16 protein-coding genes are annotated in these 14,801 nt (G+C 69.0%); 9 read left to right on the top strand and 7 right to left on the bottom strand.

Features of this window, described 5'->3' with window-relative positions; all coding sequences use genetic code 11:
- Positions 1-2 precede the first annotated feature (2 nt).
- From DFH01_RS23920 to DFH01_RS23890, 7 genes are all read right to left on the bottom strand, one after another.
- Positions 3-1,988, bottom strand: a complete 1,986-nt coding sequence (locus DFH01_RS23920) for a class I SAM-dependent DNA methyltransferase (protein ID WP_442899726.1) — start codon at positions 1,986-1,988, stop codon at positions 3-5.
- A complete protein-coding gene (locus DFH01_RS23915) occupies positions 1,979-2,371 on the bottom strand; it encodes a hypothetical protein (protein ID WP_109873039.1) in 393 nt (130 codons plus the stop codon). Before DFH01_RS23915 ends, DFH01_RS23920 begins: the two co-directional genes overlap by 10 nt.
- Positions 2,368-3,693 (bottom strand): recombinase family protein, encoded by a 1,326-nt coding sequence (locus DFH01_RS23910; protein ID WP_109873038.1) that lies wholly within the window; start codon positions 3,691-3,693, stop codon positions 2,368-2,370. The genes DFH01_RS23915 and DFH01_RS23910 overlap by 4 nt, the downstream gene beginning before the upstream one ends.
- Positions 3,690-4,178 (bottom strand): DUF2924 domain-containing protein, encoded by a 489-nt coding sequence (locus tag DFH01_RS23905; protein ID WP_269846292.1) that lies wholly within the window; start codon positions 4,176-4,178, stop codon positions 3,690-3,692. The genes DFH01_RS23910 and DFH01_RS23905 overlap by 4 nt, the downstream gene beginning before the upstream one ends.
- Positions 4,179-4,449: 271 nt before the next feature.
- On the bottom strand, positions 4,450-5,130 hold the full coding sequence (locus DFH01_RS23900) for a hypothetical protein (RefSeq protein ID WP_109873037.1): 681 nt from the start codon (positions 5,128-5,130) through the stop codon (positions 4,450-4,452).
- Complete coding sequence (locus tag DFH01_RS23895) at positions 5,130-5,408, bottom strand: helix-turn-helix domain-containing protein (protein ID WP_109873036.1); 279 nt, start codon at positions 5,406-5,408, stop codon at positions 5,130-5,132. The genes DFH01_RS23900 and DFH01_RS23895 overlap by 1 nt, the downstream gene beginning before the upstream one ends.
- Positions 5,408-6,136, bottom strand: coding sequence for an ImmA/IrrE family metallo-endopeptidase (locus DFH01_RS23890; protein ID WP_109873035.1), 729 nt, complete (start codon positions 6,134-6,136; stop codon positions 5,408-5,410). Before DFH01_RS23890 ends, DFH01_RS23895 begins: the two co-directional genes overlap by 1 nt.
- A gap of 245 nt (positions 6,137-6,381) precedes the next feature.
- Between DFH01_RS23890 and DFH01_RS23885 the strand changes: the two genes are divergently transcribed.
- From DFH01_RS23885 to DFH01_RS23845, 9 genes are all read left to right on the top strand, one after another.
- On the top strand, positions 6,382-7,038 hold the full coding sequence (locus tag DFH01_RS23885; protein ID WP_146217135.1) for a hypothetical protein: 657 nt from the start codon (positions 6,382-6,384) through the stop codon (positions 7,036-7,038).
- Between the two features lie 142 nt (positions 7,039-7,180).
- Positions 7,181-7,477 carry a hypothetical protein gene (locus DFH01_RS23880; protein WP_146217134.1) on the top strand — a complete coding sequence of 99 codons (297 nt, stop codon included), beginning with the start codon at positions 7,181-7,183 and terminating at the stop codon, positions 7,475-7,477.
- On the top strand, positions 7,477-8,016 hold the full coding sequence (locus DFH01_RS23875) for a hypothetical protein (RefSeq protein ID WP_109873032.1): 540 nt from the start codon (positions 7,477-7,479) through the stop codon (positions 8,014-8,016). The genes DFH01_RS23880 and DFH01_RS23875 overlap by 1 nt, the downstream gene beginning before the upstream one ends.
- Entirely contained in the window at positions 8,016-8,888 is an 873-nt protein-coding gene (locus DFH01_RS23870) for an ATP-binding protein (protein WP_109873031.1), read from the top strand. The genes DFH01_RS23875 and DFH01_RS23870 overlap by 1 nt, the downstream gene beginning before the upstream one ends.
- Positions 8,889-8,904: 16 nt before the next feature.
- Complete coding sequence (locus tag DFH01_RS23865) at positions 8,905-9,552, top strand: hypothetical protein (protein WP_109873030.1); 648 nt, start codon at positions 8,905-8,907, stop codon at positions 9,550-9,552.
- Positions 9,553-9,566: 14 nt separating this feature from the next.
- Complete coding sequence (locus DFH01_RS23860) at positions 9,567-11,240, top strand: DEAD/DEAH box helicase (RefSeq protein WP_109873029.1); 1,674 nt, start codon at positions 9,567-9,569, stop codon at positions 11,238-11,240.
- A 6-nt stretch (positions 11,241-11,246) separates the two neighbouring features.
- On the top strand, positions 11,247-11,618 hold the full coding sequence (locus DFH01_RS28535; protein ID WP_199231381.1) for a DUF6511 domain-containing protein: 372 nt from the start codon (positions 11,247-11,249) through the stop codon (positions 11,616-11,618).
- The gene (locus DFH01_RS23850; RefSeq protein ID WP_109873028.1) at positions 11,618-12,385 is read left to right on the top strand and encodes a hypothetical protein; all 768 of its coding nucleotides are present in this window, start codon (positions 11,618-11,620) and stop codon (positions 12,383-12,385) included. Before DFH01_RS28535 ends, DFH01_RS23850 begins: the two co-directional genes overlap by 1 nt.
- Positions 12,337-14,787, top strand: a complete 2,451-nt coding sequence (locus DFH01_RS23845; RefSeq protein ID WP_233256256.1) for an AAA family ATPase — start codon at positions 12,337-12,339, stop codon at positions 14,785-14,787. The genes DFH01_RS23850 and DFH01_RS23845 overlap by 49 nt, the downstream gene beginning before the upstream one ends.
- Positions 14,788-14,801: the final 14 nt, after the last annotated feature.

The following is a 14,801-nucleotide window of genomic DNA, read 5'->3' as shown; positions in this document are numbered from 1 at the left end:
AACTAGGAGGCCACCTTTTCAAGCGCCGCGGTTATGCGGGACGCGAGTTGTTCGGATTGCTTGAACTGGTCTCGGAGTTGGCCATGCAGGAGTGCGAATCTCTCTGCGAAAGGCGTTTCGTCATCGTCGTTGTCCGCGCTGCCGACATACCGCCCAGGCGTCAGCACATGAGCCTGACGGCGCACTTCATCCAACGTCGCCGCCTTGCAGAACCCCGGCACATCCGCATAGGCGCCCGCGTCCTTCTCGCCGCGCCAAGCATGGTAGGTGTCGGCGATGCGCGCGATGTCGTCCTCGGACAGCTCGCGCCGCGTCCGGTCCACCAGCGCGCCCATCTTCCGCGCATCAATGAACAGCACCTCGCCGCGCCGGTCGCGCCACCCGCCACCGGGGTTCTTGTTCCTCGCCAGGAACCACAGGCAGGCCGGGATCTGCGTCGAGTAGAAGAGCTGCCCCGGCAGCGCCACCATGCAGTCCACCGCGTCCGCCTCGACCATCGCGCGGCGGATCACATCCTCCCCGCTCTGGCCCGAGGACATGGAGCCATTGGCCAGCACCACGCCTGCCGTGCCGTTCGGCGCCAGGTGCCACCAGATGTGCTGCAGCCAGCCATAGTTGGCATTGCCCGCGGGCGGCACGCCGAACACCCAGCGCGCATCCTCCCGCAGCCGGTCCCCGCCCCAGTCCGAGATGTTGAAGGGTGGGTTCGCCAGAATGAAGTCGAAGCGCAGATCCTTCAGCTCGTCCTTGTGGAAGCTGCCTTCGTTGTTCCAGCGGATATCGGCGTCGATGCCGCGCACCGCCAAGTTCATCTTCGCCAGGCGCCAGGTGGTGTAGTTGCTCTCCTGCCCGTAGATGGCGATGTCGCCGATGCGGCCGCCATGCTCGGCGACGAATTTCTCGGACTGCACGAACATCCCGCCCGAGCCGCAGCAGGGGTCGTAGACGCGGCCCTTATAGGGCTCCAGCATCTCGACCAGCACGCGAACGACGGAGCGCGGGGTGTAGAACTCGCCGCCGCGCTTGCCTTCCGACCCGGCGAAGCCGCCGAGGAAGTACTCGTACACCCGGCCGAGCAGGTCCTTCGCGGTGTCGCCCGGCTCCCCGGTGGCGATGCCGGAGATAAGGTCGATCAGCTCGCCCAGCATGACCTTGTCGAGGGCAGGCCGGTTGTAGTCTTTCGGCAGCACGCCCTTGAGGCCGGGGTTGTGCGCCTCGATCGCCCCCATGGCGTCGTCGATGATCTTGCCGATGGTGGGCTGGCGCGCGCTGGCCTGCAGGTGCGACCAGCGGGCTTCCTTCGGCACCCAGAAGACGTTCTCGGCCAGGTATTCGTCAGGGTCTTCGGCGGCGGTGGGCTCCTCGGCGAGCAACGCCTCGCGCTTCGCCTCGAAGGCCAGCGAGATGTGCTTCAGGAAGATCAGGCCGAGGGCGACGTGCTTGTAGTCGGAGGGTTCCAGGTTCTTCCGTAGCTTGTCCGCAGCGAGGAAGAGCTGCGCCTCGAAGCCGAGCGTGGCGCCGTTGCCGTTGCCACGCTTCGCGGCGGCCTTCGGCGCGGCTGCCGGCACAGGCGCCTCTTCCGCAGCCAGCAGGTCCGGCTGGCGAGGCGCCTTCGCGGTCGGGGCGGCCGGCGGGGCGGCACGGCCGGCGAGCGCAACCGACCCGCCGCGCCCGCGGCCGGCGATGACCGTGCCGTCTTCAATCAGTGCTGTGTGGACGGCCCAATAGGTTTCGTCCTGCCAGCCGAGGGTATCGCGCAGGCGCCCATTGCCGGCGCTGCCGCCGAGCTCCTTCAGTGTTTCGACGAAACGCTCACGCAGGACTTCGCGGACCATGTCTTCCCGGGGCAATTCTGGCGCGCTGGCGCGTTGATTCGGAATTTGACGGTGGATGATCCGACATGGGCGGAACGGATTCAACTGCTCGGCGAGACTGACCGTGGCGCAGCGGCGGGCGACAGCAAGTTTGTGGCCGCCAATCAGCCCCACGCTCCCCGCTGTGCCGACCACGCAGAGGGAATCGAGCCATCTGCCTGCAGGCCCGGCGCGGCCGCTGTCCTTCGACCATCCAGGATCGCGTCCACGAGATCGGGCGCCAGCAGGGTCAGATTGAGGAGCCGCCCGACGTAGGTCCGGTTCACGCCCTCGGCCCTCGCCAGATCCCGGATAGACGCATACCGCCCTTCCTCCAGCATCCGCCGCCACCGGAACGCCCGCGCCAACGCCTTCACCAGCGCTGGGTCGCCACGCGTCTCCGTCAGGCCCGCGGCGTCGCCGCCGGCCTGCATTGGCGACCCATCCGGCCCGATAATCTGCTTCCGCCCACCGCGGCGCCGGATGGTCATCGGCACCACCACCGTCACGCTGGTCATGCCGCAACCGCCTCCTTCGCCGCCATGTCCCGCGCCAGCCCGGCCAGCCCTTCGAGGTTCAGCCGGATCTGCGCGCCGGCGCAGGTGAGGTCCACGCGCTCGACCAGCAGCCGCACGATCCGCTCCTGCTCGCCGGGGAACAGCTCATCCCAGAGCGGATCCAGCCGCCCGAGCGCGTCGCAGACCTCGGCCTCGGTGACGTCGGGCGCCTCCGCCCGCGCGGCGCGCCAGGTGCCGACTACGACCTCCGGCTGGCGCAGCAGGGCGCGCACCTGCGCCATCACCAAGCCCTCGATCTCGCCCGCTGGCAGCCGCCGGTGCGGCGCGTCGTTCGCCCCGCCCTGCAGCACGGCCTGGCTGACGTAGTAGCGGTAGAGCCGGCCCTTCTTCCGGGTGTGGCTCGGCGACATGGCCCGCCCGTCCGGCCCGAACAGCAGGCCGCGAAGCAGCGCCGTGGCGGTGGCGCGGTTCTGCGCCGCACGCGCGCGCGGGCTCTCGGCCAGGATGCTGTGGACGCGATCCCACAGTTCCCGTGGGACGATGGCCGCGTGCTCGCCGGGATAGGCCGTCCCCTTGTGCACGGCCTCGCCGATATAGACCCGGTTCACCAGCAGCTTGTAGAGCGCGCCCTTGTCGAACGGCCGACCCGTCTTCGTGACGTGACCCTCCGCCGCCAGGATCGGCAGCAGGCGGGATCCGGAGCCGATCTCCGCGAACCCCTCGAACACGCGCCGCACTGTCGCAGCGCCAGCCTCGTCGACGAGCAGCTTGCGGTTCTCGACCCGATAGCCGAGCGGCACTGGCCCGCCCATCCACATGCCGCGCGCACGCGATGCGGCTATCTTGTCGCGCACGCGCTCACCAATCAATTCGCGCTCATACTGCGCAAAGCTGAGCAGCATGTTCAGCGTCAGCCGCCCCATGCTCGTGGTCGTGTTCAGCGACTGTGTAATCGCAACAAAGGTGACCTCGTGCGCCTCGAAGGTCTCGACCAGCTTGGCGAAGTCCATCAGCGACCGCGACAGCCGGTCCACCTTATAAACCAGGACAACATCGACGAGGCCGGCCTCGATGTCGGCCAGCAGCCGCTTCAGCGCGGGACGATCGAGCGTGCCGCCACTGACGCCGCCATCGTCATAGCGGTCGTGCACCAGCACCCAGCCTTCGGACCGCTGCGAGGCGATGTAGGCCTCGCATGCGGCGCGCTGCGCCTCGAGCGAGTTGAACTCCTTCTCCAGCCCCTCGTCCGTGGATTTGCGGGTGTAGACGGCGCAGCGCAGCTTGCGCGCCTTCGCCGGCATGGCGGCGTCGCGGCGGGTCATGCGCCGGCCTTCCGCATGCCGAAGAAGGTCCAGCCGTTCCAGCGCGTGCCGGTGATGGCACGCGCAATGGCGGAGAGCGACTGATACGGCCGCCCCTGCCATTCGTAGCCGTCGCGCGTGACGGTGACGACGTGCTCGACGCCCTTCCACTCCCGCAGCAGCCGCGTCCCGGCGATCGGGCGCTGCTCGCGACGGATCCGGCGCAGGGTCAGGTTCCTGCCTTCAATCTGCTCGCCGAGCGCCTCGAGGCGCGCGATGGTCTCGGGCCTGAGGCCGCCATACGCCAATTCCTGAGTTCGGTACGAAAGCCTGCTTTCGAGGAACCTCCTGTTGTAGGGCGGCGGCTCGGTGCCGAAGAGGCGGCGCCACTCGGCCTTCAGCTCGCCGATCGGCATGCCGGCCAGCGCGGCGAGGCGCGCAGGCACGTCCTGCTTCGGGATGGCGCTGATCGTCATCGTGGTGGTGGTCGGCTTCGCGCGGGTCATGCGTCTCCCTTTCTCCTGGGGTTCGCACGAAGGCGCTGGCCGGGGACGGTGTGTAGTCGAACCACCCTCTCGCTGCCGGCCGCGCGCGCGGCTTCCTCGGCAGCGCGGCTGCGCAGCCGCAGGAGCCCCCTGGCAAGCAGGTCACACGCCTCGCGAAGGTTGGGCGGGAGATGGGGATTGATCGGCTGGGGCATCGCTCTGCACTAGCGTCCTACCCCTTATCTACCGATCGCCTCCTCGATCTTTCCCACGCCGCTGCGGCCGCCTCGTCCTATGCCCTCCTCTTCCGGGCCTCCGGCGCGAACATCGCCCAGGTATCCTTGAGCTTCTTCTGCAAGGTGCTTTCGTCCGGCACCTTCGGCCCCTGGCTCGCGAACCAAGCCTGCACATGCCGGATCAAGGCCGCCTTCGATTCCGGCACGCCCTCGAAGTAGAACAGCCGGGATACCTCCAGCATGCAGGCGTCCCAATCATGCGTGCGCAGCGCGCCGAGGCGCGGCAGCGCCGTTGGTTCCGCAAGATCAACGCCGAACTCATCGGCAAGCTTTTGCAGCACCTCGTGCCGGACACCGAGATTTTCTCGACGAACAGCAAACCCGGGCGGATCGCCCTCGGTCCGGATAATCCGCCGGTATGAGCCGGACGCCGCATCCAGAAACTCAATGGCCGCGCTTCCGGACTGGATGATCGCAAGCGCGTCCTGCGGACGAAGGTCGACAAGGCCGCTGACCTCGCGCACCTCCTCGGCGACGGCGTACTGGTCGACGCTGCCCTCGTTCTCCCAGAGGCCGAACTCCACGAGCAGGCCTGCCGCCGGCGTGCAGACGCGCATCTTGCGCTCCACGACGAATGCACCGATGTCGACGAGGCTGAGGTCCAGCCTTCTGCCGGCGTCGGACAGATCATAGAACAGCTTCCGCATGGGCCGGTGCACCATGACATCCTCCTTCATCAGCGGTGGATGGAGCGCATGCGGCGATAGGCGAACACGACGCGACCAATGTCGCGCTGCATGTCCGGCGGCAGGCGCCGTGCCTCCACAAAGAGGTCATCGAGCCGCAGCGCCAGGATGGCCGCAGCCTTCTCGATGAGTTCGTCACGCGGCGGGCTGTCCAGATCGCGTTCGATCCGCGACCAATAGGCGGCCGATATCCCCAGCCGCTCCGCCATGTCGTTCAGCCCGATGCCCATCTCGGTACGGCGGGCGCGGATCACGTCCCCGAACGCCATCAGATACCTCCCTGCACAAGGCCGTAGCGCGCCGCGCGAACGGCGATGAATCGCTCCGTGACGCCGAACTCGATCGCCAGCGCGGCAAACACGCCGGCCACCACGTCGGCAGGATTGCCGGCCGCCAACACTGGGCTCGCGGGCCGCCCTTCATGCGGCGCCCGCGCAAGGCGCAGTCCCTCGCCGCGCGCGAGCGCCAGCAGGCGGGTGTGCAGCGGAACCGGCGGAACCAGCAGCGCGCCCATGAATTCATTGGCCCGCCCCTCCGCACCTCGGCTCACGCTCTCCAGCGCCGATGCGGAGCGTGCGACGGCGCGATAGCGCCGCGATCCGACGTCCATCTCATCGGGCACGTCGAACAGCAGATGGCCGAGCTCATGTGCCGCCGTGCTGAGCGCCAGGTCCGGACGGCGCGACACCGTGGGCCCGTCGATGGAAACATAGGCCCAGCCTGGCTCGGCCGGATCGACGTCGCAGATCCCGAGCACGGCACGCCCCGACTGGTCCCGCAGCGGCTGCGTCAGATCCCACTGCACGGCGAAGTTCTTCGTGTTCACGCTGATCATCGCGGCGGCGGCGACGAGGCCCGGGAGTTGCAGCGCGAACTCGGCCGGATCGGCGAGCAACTGGCGGCGGGCCTGCGCCGCGACCGCGCGGATCTCGGCGGTGGACAGGCTCCGTCGGCCAGCGGGCGGGGAGCCCGAGGGGTAGTGGACGGCGAGCGGCATGGACCGTGTTCCTATGGTGCGTGGCGGTCGGCGTATGTGATGTTCGCTTTATGTTCCTTCCGCTCAGCCCTTGTCTAGTCCCTTCGACCTGCCGGGGTGCCGAATGGTGCCGCTGCAGGGAGACCACGCCCACAGCGCAGGATGGGGTCAGTCATTTCGTTGATTTTATGTCCTTTCCTCGCTGTCGCCGCGGCCTATTCGGCACCATTCGGCACCTTTCCGCCCTGGCCGCACCCCCGGCGCGGGTGGCTCTCTCCGGCACTCTGCCACGAGAACGGAGAGGGTTCGTCGTCATGTGTGTGGTTTACGGCGTTCGGGAGCGCGAGGCCCCTGAATGGGACAATGATCATACGGCCATCGCCCTCGCGGCGGCACGCCACATCGCCGCACGCCGGGCCTGCCGCGCGGGCATGCCGGCCGCCGATCGCGACGACCTGCAGCAGGACATCCTGCTCGCCATCATCGAGCGCGCGGGGCGCTTCGATCCCGCCCATGCGGGGTGGGCGACCTTCGTCGGGCTCCTGGCGCGGCACGTGGTGGCCGATCACTGCCAGGCCGCATCGCGCCGCCATGCACAGATGCAGGTGGCACTGGATGTCGGCTCGATCGACGCGCTGGCCGATGCGCGATCCGTGACGCAGCCGCCTGCGATCGACATGGCGCAGGCGGTCGACGCTCGCCTCGATCTGCAGAGGTTGATCGGCGACCTGCCCAAGGAGCAGCGCGAGACGCTCGTGATCCTGCTGCAGACCGAAGGTGACGTCGCGGCGGCACAGCGTCGCAGCGGGCGGTCGAGCTCCGCCTTCTATCGCGACGTGAAGGAGTTGCGCTTCTGGCTGCGCGCATCGGGCGTCGTCGCGCTGCCGCGGGGCCGTGGGAAAATTCGGGAGGTCGATCGGTAGATAAGGAGCAGACGCAACCAGACAGAAGGGCGCTGCGCCAGTGAGCTTCATTCGACCGCTCGGGAACGCCATCCCTGCCGATCGTCTCCATGCATCGGACGTCTCCATTCCCAGCGATGCCAACGCGCTCTGCGAGCGTGTCATGGAGGCGTCGCCCGGTCAGGTGATCATCTACCACCGCGGCGAGCTCGCGCGCGATCGCGATCGGTATGCCAGTGAGCTGCCGGAGCAGCAGCGCATCGAGCTCGACGTCGTGGCGAACTACGCCTGGCGGTTGGCCGATGCGGGCTGGTGTCACCTCCTGCAGCGCCGCGAGGCGCCGAACTGCTTCCTCTATCTGCTGGTGCTGCGACCGCGTCCGCACCAGCAGCGTGTTGTCCCGAAGCCGCCGCGGCGACCGGTCCTGCCTTCGCTGTCCCTGCTGGCGGAGGCGGCGTGATGGAGACGCGCAGCAACCGTCCGTCTCTCGGCACCGTGCGCACCATGCCGGTCGGCGACGTCATCGCGCTGCCTGCCGAGCATCTCGCGCTGCTCCAGTCCGATGCCCGCGAGGCGCTGGACGCCGCCAAGCGCACCCTCGACTGGATCGAGGGCGCAATCGCGCTCCGCTACGAGCAGCGCGCAATCGGCGCCCGGGCTGCAGCCGGTAAGGACACCGGCGCTATCCGCTTCCAGGATGGCAGCGTCGAGGTCTCAGCCGAACTGCCGAAGCGCGTCGAATGGGACCAGCGCCGGCTCGCCGCGCTCGCCGATCATATCCGCGCTGGCGGGGAGGATCCGGCCGAATACCTGGAGGTCAGCTTCAAGGTCTCGGAGCGCGCCTACACCGCCTGGCCCGATCGTATCCGCAAGGCCTTCGAGCCGGCGCGCACGGTGCGCACCGGCAAGCCAGTCTACAGGCTGACGATGTGCAGCGAGCGCGAGCTGCGTGACAGCCCGCACGCCGGCGCTCCGCCTCCGTCCAGGGGGATCGGCTGATGCCGCTGCGCATCATCACCGCCGATGAGCGCATGGCTGTCGAGCGCATGATCAAGGCTGCGATCTTCGGGCGAAGCGGCGAAGGCAAGACCAGCCTACTGTGGACGCTGAACGCGGCGACGACGCTGTTCTGGGACCTCGAGGCGGGTGATCTCGCCGTCGAAGGCTGGCCGGGCGACGCGGTGCGGCCACGCACTTGGGAGGAATGCCGCGACCTCGCGGCGTTCGTCGGCGGGCCAAATCCCGCGCTGCGCGACGAGCAGACCTACTCGCGCGCGCACTACGAAACCGTCTGCGCCACATACGGCGATCCCGCCTCGCTCGACCGCTACGACACGCTGTTCATCGACAGCATCACGGTTGCCGGTCGCCTCTGCCTGCAGTGGTGCCGCGGACAGCAGGAAGCCTTCTCCGACCGCACGGGGAAGCCTGATACCCGTGGCGCCTACGGGCTGCACGGGCGGGAGATGATCGCCTGGCTGACGCAGCTGCAGCACACGCGCCGCAAGAACGTGATCTTCGTCGGGATCCTCGATGAGAAGGTCGACGACTTCAATCGTAAGATCTTCGTGCCGCAGATCGAGGGCAGCAAGACTGGCCTCGAACTGCCGGGCATCGTGGATGAAGTCCTCACCCTTGCTGCCCTCAAGGACGCAGACGGCAAGCCGTATCGCGCGCTGATCTGCCAGACGCTGAACCCCTGGGGCTATCCCGCCAAGGACCGTAGCGGCCGGCTCGACATGGTCGAGGAACCGCATCTCGGGCGCCTATTCGCGAAGATCCGCGGCCCTGCTCGTCCCATTCCCGAGCGGCTTGCCCTTCCAGCGCCGCCGCTCGCGCTGCCCGCCCCGTCCGCTACCCCCAAAACCTGATTCGAGGAGAACCAGCATGCCTGCGTGGAACGACTACAACGACGCGAAGTCGAACCCGAACCTGATCCCGAAGGGCACGCTCGCGAAGGTGCGCCTGACCATCCGCCCCGGCGGCTTCGACGATCCGAGCCAGGGCTGGACTGGCGGCTACGCGACGCGCGGCAATTCCGGCGCGGTGTATCTCAATGGCGAGTTCACCGTGCTGGAGGGGCCCTACGCCAAGCGCAAGATCTTCACGCTGATCGGCCTCTACAGTCCGAAGGGGCCGGACTGGGCGAACATGGGCCGCGGCCTGATCCGCGGCATCCTGAACTCCGCTCGCGGTATTTCCGACAAGGACCTCTCGCCCCAGGCGCAGGCGGCGCGACGCATCTCCGGCTTCGCCGATCTCGACGGCCTCGAGTTCATCGGCAGGATCGATGTCGGTACCGACGCCGGCGGTGAGGAGAAGAACGAGATCCGCGGCGCGGTCACGCCGGACCATCGGGACTACGCCCAGGTGATGGGCCGTCACGTCGCCCCGGCGGGCTATGCGGCGCCGCAAAGCTACGCGCCGCCCACGGCCACGCCGCCGGCGCCGGCCGCTATTCCGCCGGGCGCCTTCCCGGCCGCTCCGCCGGCGCCCGCCGCTACACAGGGTGAACGCCCCAGCTGGGCCCGCTGAGGATCACGCATCGGATGATCCTCCGTCCCCGCCAGAAGCTGTTCGTCGAGCGCAGCCTGCAGGCGCTCGACACCCGCGGCGACACCCTCGCCGTCGCCCCGACCGGGGCCGGTAAGACGGTCATGCTGTCCGCCACCGTCGCGCAGCGGCTCGGTGGCGGCGGCAAGGCGGCCGTGCTCGCCCACCGGGACGAGCTGACCGCCCAGAACCGCAGCAAGTTTCATCGCGTAGCGCCAGGCATCACCACCTCCGTGGTGGATGCGGCGGAAAAGTCCTGGGCCGGCCAGGTGACCTTCGCCATGGTGCCGACGCTGACGCGGCCGGCCAACCTGGATGCCATGCCGACGCTCGACCTGCTGGTGATCGACGAGGCGCACCACGCCGTCGCCGACAGCTATCGGCGGATTGTCGATCGGGCGCTGCAGCGCAACCCGGCCTGCCACATCTATGGGGTCACGGCGACGCCGAACCGCGGCGACAAGCGGGGGCTGCGCGCCGTCTTCTCGAACGTGGCGGACCAGATCCGCCTCGGCGAGCTGATCGGCTCCGGCCATCTCGCCGCACCCCGCACCTTCGTGATCGATGTCGGTGTCGCGGAGGAGCTCCGCGGGGTGCGGCGCAGCGGCGACGACTTCGACATGGGCGAGGTTGCCCGCATCATGGACACCGTGCCGGTCACCGATGCCGTGGTCCGCCACTGGCGCGAGAAGGCCGGCGGCCGGCAGACGGTGGTCTTCTGCTCCACCGTGGCGCATGCCGAACACGTCGCCGGCGCCTTCAACGCGGCCGGCATCCCCACCGTCGTTGTCCGCGGGGACATGCCAGACGGCGAGCGCCGCTCGGTGCTGGCCGCCTACGCGCGGGGCGAGGCGCAGGTTGTCGTGAACGTCGCGGTGCTCACGGAAGGCTGGGACCATCCGCCCACCTCCTGCGTCGTCCTCCTTCGTCCATCCTCCTTCAAGTCCACCATGATCCAGATGGTGGGGCGCGGCCTCCGCACCGTCGACCCGGCCGAGTTCCCCGGCATCGTCAAGCGCGACTGCATAGTGCTCGACTTCGGCACCTCCTCGCAGATTCATGGCTGCCTGGAGCAGGACGTCGATCTCGACAGTGAACCCGGCCAGGGCGAGGCACCGACCAAGACCTGTCCCTCCTGCGAGGCCGAGATCCCGATCTCCGTGATGGAGTGCCCGATCTGCGGGCACGCCTTCACGCCGCGGGAGCGCGACACGGCGCCGCTCACCGACTTCGTCATGACGGAGCTCGACCTTCTCCGGCGCTCGGCCTTCCAGTGGTGCGACCTGTTCGGCGACAACGCGGCACTGCTCGCCAACGGCTTGCACGGCTGGGCGGGTACCTTCTTCCTGAACGGCGCCTGGCACGCCGTCGGCGGCGCCAAGGGCGAGCAGACCAGGTTGCTGGCGATCGGCGAGCGGCTGGTGACGCTGGCCGCCGCCGATGACTGGCTCAACACCCACGAGACGGACGAAACCGCCCACAAGAGCCGGCGCTGGCTGCGTGAGCCGCCGACCGAGCGCCAGCTCGCGCACCTCCCGCCCGCGGCGCGGCTCGATCTCGGCATGACCCGCTACCAGGCCTCCGCGCTGCTGACCTTCAAGTTCAATCGCCACGACATCCGGCGGCTGGTGATGACCGCGCATCCGGAGCCCCGGGAGCAGGCAGCGTGATCCGCGATGCGCGCGCCCGTCCCGCCCTGCGCCGTCTGCACGCGCCCGTCGCGCGGCTTCGGCTGGTTCGACCCCACCCGCAAGGTGCAGCCGCGACCGTCCGCGGCCTTCTGCGGCCTGGACTGCCAGGCCTTCTGGACGCGCCTCGCGGCGCGGGCGGCGCCCGCCATGGTTGATCTGACCGAGCAGGAGCGGGCGGCGATCCGCGCCGCCATGCGCCGCATCGCCGAGGCCATGGACGATATCGGCTGGGCCACCCGGTTGCAGGACCTGACCGAGCCGCAGGTGCTGACGCTGATCGAGGTCGCCGTCGGCGGGTTCCAGGACGCCATGCAGGCGATCGCCCGCGGCCAGCCGGTGGAGGAGCTGCCCTTCTGATGCTGGACTTCAACAGCCGCGGCCGGACCGCCCTGCACGTGAACGCCGCGATCGACGCGGCGCTGGTGGCGCGGCACGTGGCCACCCCACCCCGAAACTATCTCGGCGGTTCGCGCCTGGGCCATGCCTGCGAGCGCGCCCTCCAATTCGAGTTCCTGCAGGCGCCGAAGGACGAGGGGGCCGACTTCGACGGGCGCATCCTTCGGATCTTCGGGATCGGCCACGCCTTGGAGGACGTGGCGGTGGCCTGGCTCCGCGCCGCCGGCTTCGATCTGTATACCCGCAAGGGCAATCGGCCGGACGGCGAGCAGTTCGGCTTCGCGGTGGCAGGCGGGCGCATCCGCGGCCATGTCGACGGCATCTTCGCCGGCGGGCCCGCGATCCCCGGTATGGCGTTCCCCGCGCTCTGGGAATGCAAGACCATGAACGCCAAGGCCTGGCGCGAGACGTCCAGCAAGGGCGTTGCCGCCGCCAAGCCGATTTACGCGGCGCAGGTCGCCGTCTACCAGGCGTATATGGACGCGGCGGTGCCGGGCGTCGCCGACAACCCGGCGCTGTTCACCGCCATCAATAAGGATACTGCCGAGCTTCATCACGAGCTTGTCCCATTCTACGCGGACCTGGCGCAGCGCATGTCGGACCGTGCGGTCCGTGTCCTGCGCGCCTGCGACGCAGGTGACCTGCTGCCGCGCGTGGCGAGCAGCGCGGACTTCTTCGAGTGCCGCTTCTGCCCCTGGGCGAAGCGCTGCTGGGCGCTGCCGGCGTGAACTCCTGGGGCGACTTCAACGACGCGGTATCGCTGCCGGATGACGGCGAGCGCGATCTTCCCGCCGGTGGGCAGATCGCCCTCGATCGGCTTCCCAGCGCTGGGCAGTCGATGCCGCACCCAGGCGCCGCTATCGCATTGGACCGCGAGCAGATCGCGGCCTTCCTCGAGGTGGTGTTCGGCTATTGCGACGGCCTGATCCCCGTCCGCGGCTTCGTCGATCAGGGCCAGGGGATCGACAGCCGCCCGCATAACATATGGATCCTCGCCGATCAGCATGCGGCGGAATCGCTCGGCACCTTCGCCGCCTGGGCCGCGCGCGACGGCAGCGCGGTCTATGTCATTCCCGGCACCGTCGCCGAGCACGGCCAGGCCCGCGCCGAGCACGTCCTGCAGATGCAGGCCGCGGTTGTGGATCTCGATACCGGCGATGTGGAAGCGAAGCTCGCCCACCTGCTCCAGCACCTCGGCGCTCCCACCCTGCTGGTGGAGAGCGGCGGCCGCACGGCCGAGGGCGCGGCCAAGCTCCACGCCTGGTGGCGGCTGACCGAACCGGCGGAGGGCGCAGACGTCGCCCGCCTCTGCGCGCTGCGCGGCGAGATGGCGGAGAAGGTCGGCGGTGACCCGCACTTCCGCTCCGCCCACCAGCCGATCCGCGTGCCAGGCACGATCTACCGCAAGGGTGGCGTGGAGCGCGTCGTCACCATCCGCCACCACGATCCGCGGCGCGAGGTCGACCTCGGGGAATTCGCCGAGGCGGTCGCCGCCATGCCCTTCCTGCCGGCGCAGGAACGCGCCCCAGCGGCCGCACAGTCCGACCGGCCAGGCCTGGACGGGGTGCTCACCACCCCCGTCCGTGAGGGCGCCCAGGACGGCTGGACGCGCTTCCAGGGCGCCAGCGCGGCCATCGGCCACTTCGTCCGCCAGGTCCATGAAGGCCGCCTCACCCCCGACCAGGGATGGGAGGCGATCTGCGGCTACAACGCCGCCTGCCTGCGTCCGCCCTGGCCGTTGGAGCGCCTGAAGGCCGAGACCGACGCGATCTGGGCGCTGCACGTCGACCGCAACGGCCCGCCGCTGCTGCGCGCCGACAGCGCACCCCCGGCCGCTGTCCCCACCCACACGCTCGGCGCGCTGCTCGACGACACCTCGCCGATGCCGGACGACCTGATCGGGCCGCGCCTGCTTACCCCGGGTGGGATGCTGGTGCTCGGCGGCGCGCCGAAGGTGGGCAAATCCGACTTCCTGATCAGCCTGCTGGTGCACGCCGCCGCCGGCGCGCCCTTCCTGCGCTTCACCGCACCGCGCCCGCTGCGCGTGTTCTATCTGCAAGCCGAGATCCAGTATCACTACCTGCGCGAGCGGCTGCAGCAGCTCCACCTCGATCGCGACGTTGTCGCTCGCGCGCGCGACACCCTCGTGGTGACGCCGAAGCTGCGCATGCTGCTCGACGAGCAGGGCGTGCCGCTCGTCGCTGCGGCCATCAGCCAGGCCTTCCCCGACGCGCCGCCCGACGTCATCTGCATCGACCCGATCCGCAACCTCTTCGACGGCGGGCCAGGCGGCGAGGGTGAGAACGACAACGGGGCGATGCTGTTCTTTCTGCAGAGCCGTGTCGAGGCGCTGCGCGACGAGGTCGCGCCCGAGGCGGGCATCATTCTCGCGCATCACACGAAGAAGCTCAGCAAGCAGCAGGTCAAGGACGATCCCTTCCTGTCGCTCTCCGGCGCCAGCGCGCTGCGGGGCTTCTACACCTCCGGCATGATCCTCTTTCGGCCGGACGAGGAGCAGACGCCGCGCGAGCTGCATCTCGAACTCCGCAACGGGCCCGCGCTCTCGCCGCTGCTCATCGACAAGGTCGCAGGCCGGTGGGTCGAGATGGATCGCCGCGGCGAGCGCCTGGTGCGGAAGGACATCGGCCGCAAGCTCGATGCTGAGCGCCTGCGCAAGCACGACGTCATCCTGGGCATCCTGCTCGATGAAGCCGCCGAAGGGCGGCTGTATCCGATGATGCAGTTTGCGGAGGTGTTCGAGAATAAGGCCGGGCTGGGCAGCAAGCACACCATCCGGGAGAGGTTGAGCGTTCTCGCCACGAAGGGCTTCGTGAAGTTCCGACGCGACGGGAGCGATTTCGGCTTCCCCGTCGTGCGCTCGCGCTTCGGCTATCTCTGCGTCGAAGGGATGGTGTTCGGCAGCGCGGTAGAGACCATCGACCCGACCACCGGAGAGATCACCAGCGCGGCGAAGCCGGTGCTGCCCAGCCACTTCAAATGCGCCCAGACCGGCAACGCGCTCGACGTCGAGAACCCTGAGGTCTGGGTCTATCCGGAGGGGGTCTTGGACGACCTCACTCCTGAGGAGTTAGGCCTAACTCCTCACTCCTCCCGGAAAACTTCCCCATGAAGTCAATGGCTTGG

The sequence above is a fragment of the Falsiroseomonas bella genome, assembly GCF_003173615.1.
Classification (GTDB): Bacteria; Pseudomonadota; Alphaproteobacteria; order Acetobacterales; family Acetobacteraceae; genus Falsiroseomonas; species Falsiroseomonas bella.
This window is presented reverse-complemented; position numbering and strand designations above follow the sequence as displayed.

Bases quoted from the DNA above. Each gene is read 5' to 3' on its own strand.
- DFH01_RS23880 (WP_146217134.1), top strand. From the start codon at position 7,181: ATGGAGGCGTCGCCCGGTCAGGTGATCATCTACCACCGCGGCGAGCTC.
- DFH01_RS23890 (WP_109873035.1), bottom strand. From the start codon at position 6,136: ATGCCGCTCGCCGTCCACTACCCCTCGGGCTCCCCGCCCGCTGGCCGA.
- DFH01_RS23875 (WP_109873032.1), top strand. From the start codon at position 7,477: ATGGAGACGCGCAGCAACCGTCCGTCTCTCGGCACCGTGCGCACCATG.
- DFH01_RS23915 (WP_109873039.1), bottom strand. From the start codon at position 2,371: ATGACCAGCGTGACGGTGGTGGTGCCGATGACCATCCGGCGCCGCGGT.
- DFH01_RS23850 (WP_109873028.1), top strand. From the start codon at position 11,618: ATGCTGGACTTCAACAGCCGCGGCCGGACCGCCCTGCACGTGAACGCC.
- DFH01_RS23905 (WP_269846292.1), bottom strand. From the start codon at position 4,178: ATGACCCGCGCGAAGCCGACCACCACCACGATGACGATCAGCGCCATC.
- DFH01_RS23910 (WP_109873038.1), bottom strand. From the start codon at position 3,693: ATGACCCGCCGCGACGCCGCCATGCCGGCGAAGGCGCGCAAGCTGCGC.
- DFH01_RS23870 (WP_109873031.1), top strand. From the start codon at position 8,016: ATGCCGCTGCGCATCATCACCGCCGATGAGCGCATGGCTGTCGAGCGC.
- DFH01_RS23860 (WP_109873029.1), top strand. From the start codon at position 9,567: ATGATCCTCCGTCCCCGCCAGAAGCTGTTCGTCGAGCGCAGCCTGCAG.
- DFH01_RS28535 (WP_199231381.1), top strand. From the start codon at position 11,247: ATGCGCGCGCCCGTCCCGCCCTGCGCCGTCTGCACGCGCCCGTCGCGC.
- DFH01_RS23865 (WP_109873030.1), top strand. From the start codon at position 8,905: ATGCCTGCGTGGAACGACTACAACGACGCGAAGTCGAACCCGAACCTG.
- DFH01_RS23900 (WP_109873037.1), bottom strand. From the start codon at position 5,130: ATGAAGGAGGATGTCATGGTGCACCGGCCCATGCGGAAGCTGTTCTAT.
- DFH01_RS23895 (WP_109873036.1), bottom strand. From the start codon at position 5,408: ATGGCGTTCGGGGACGTGATCCGCGCCCGCCGTACCGAGATGGGCATC.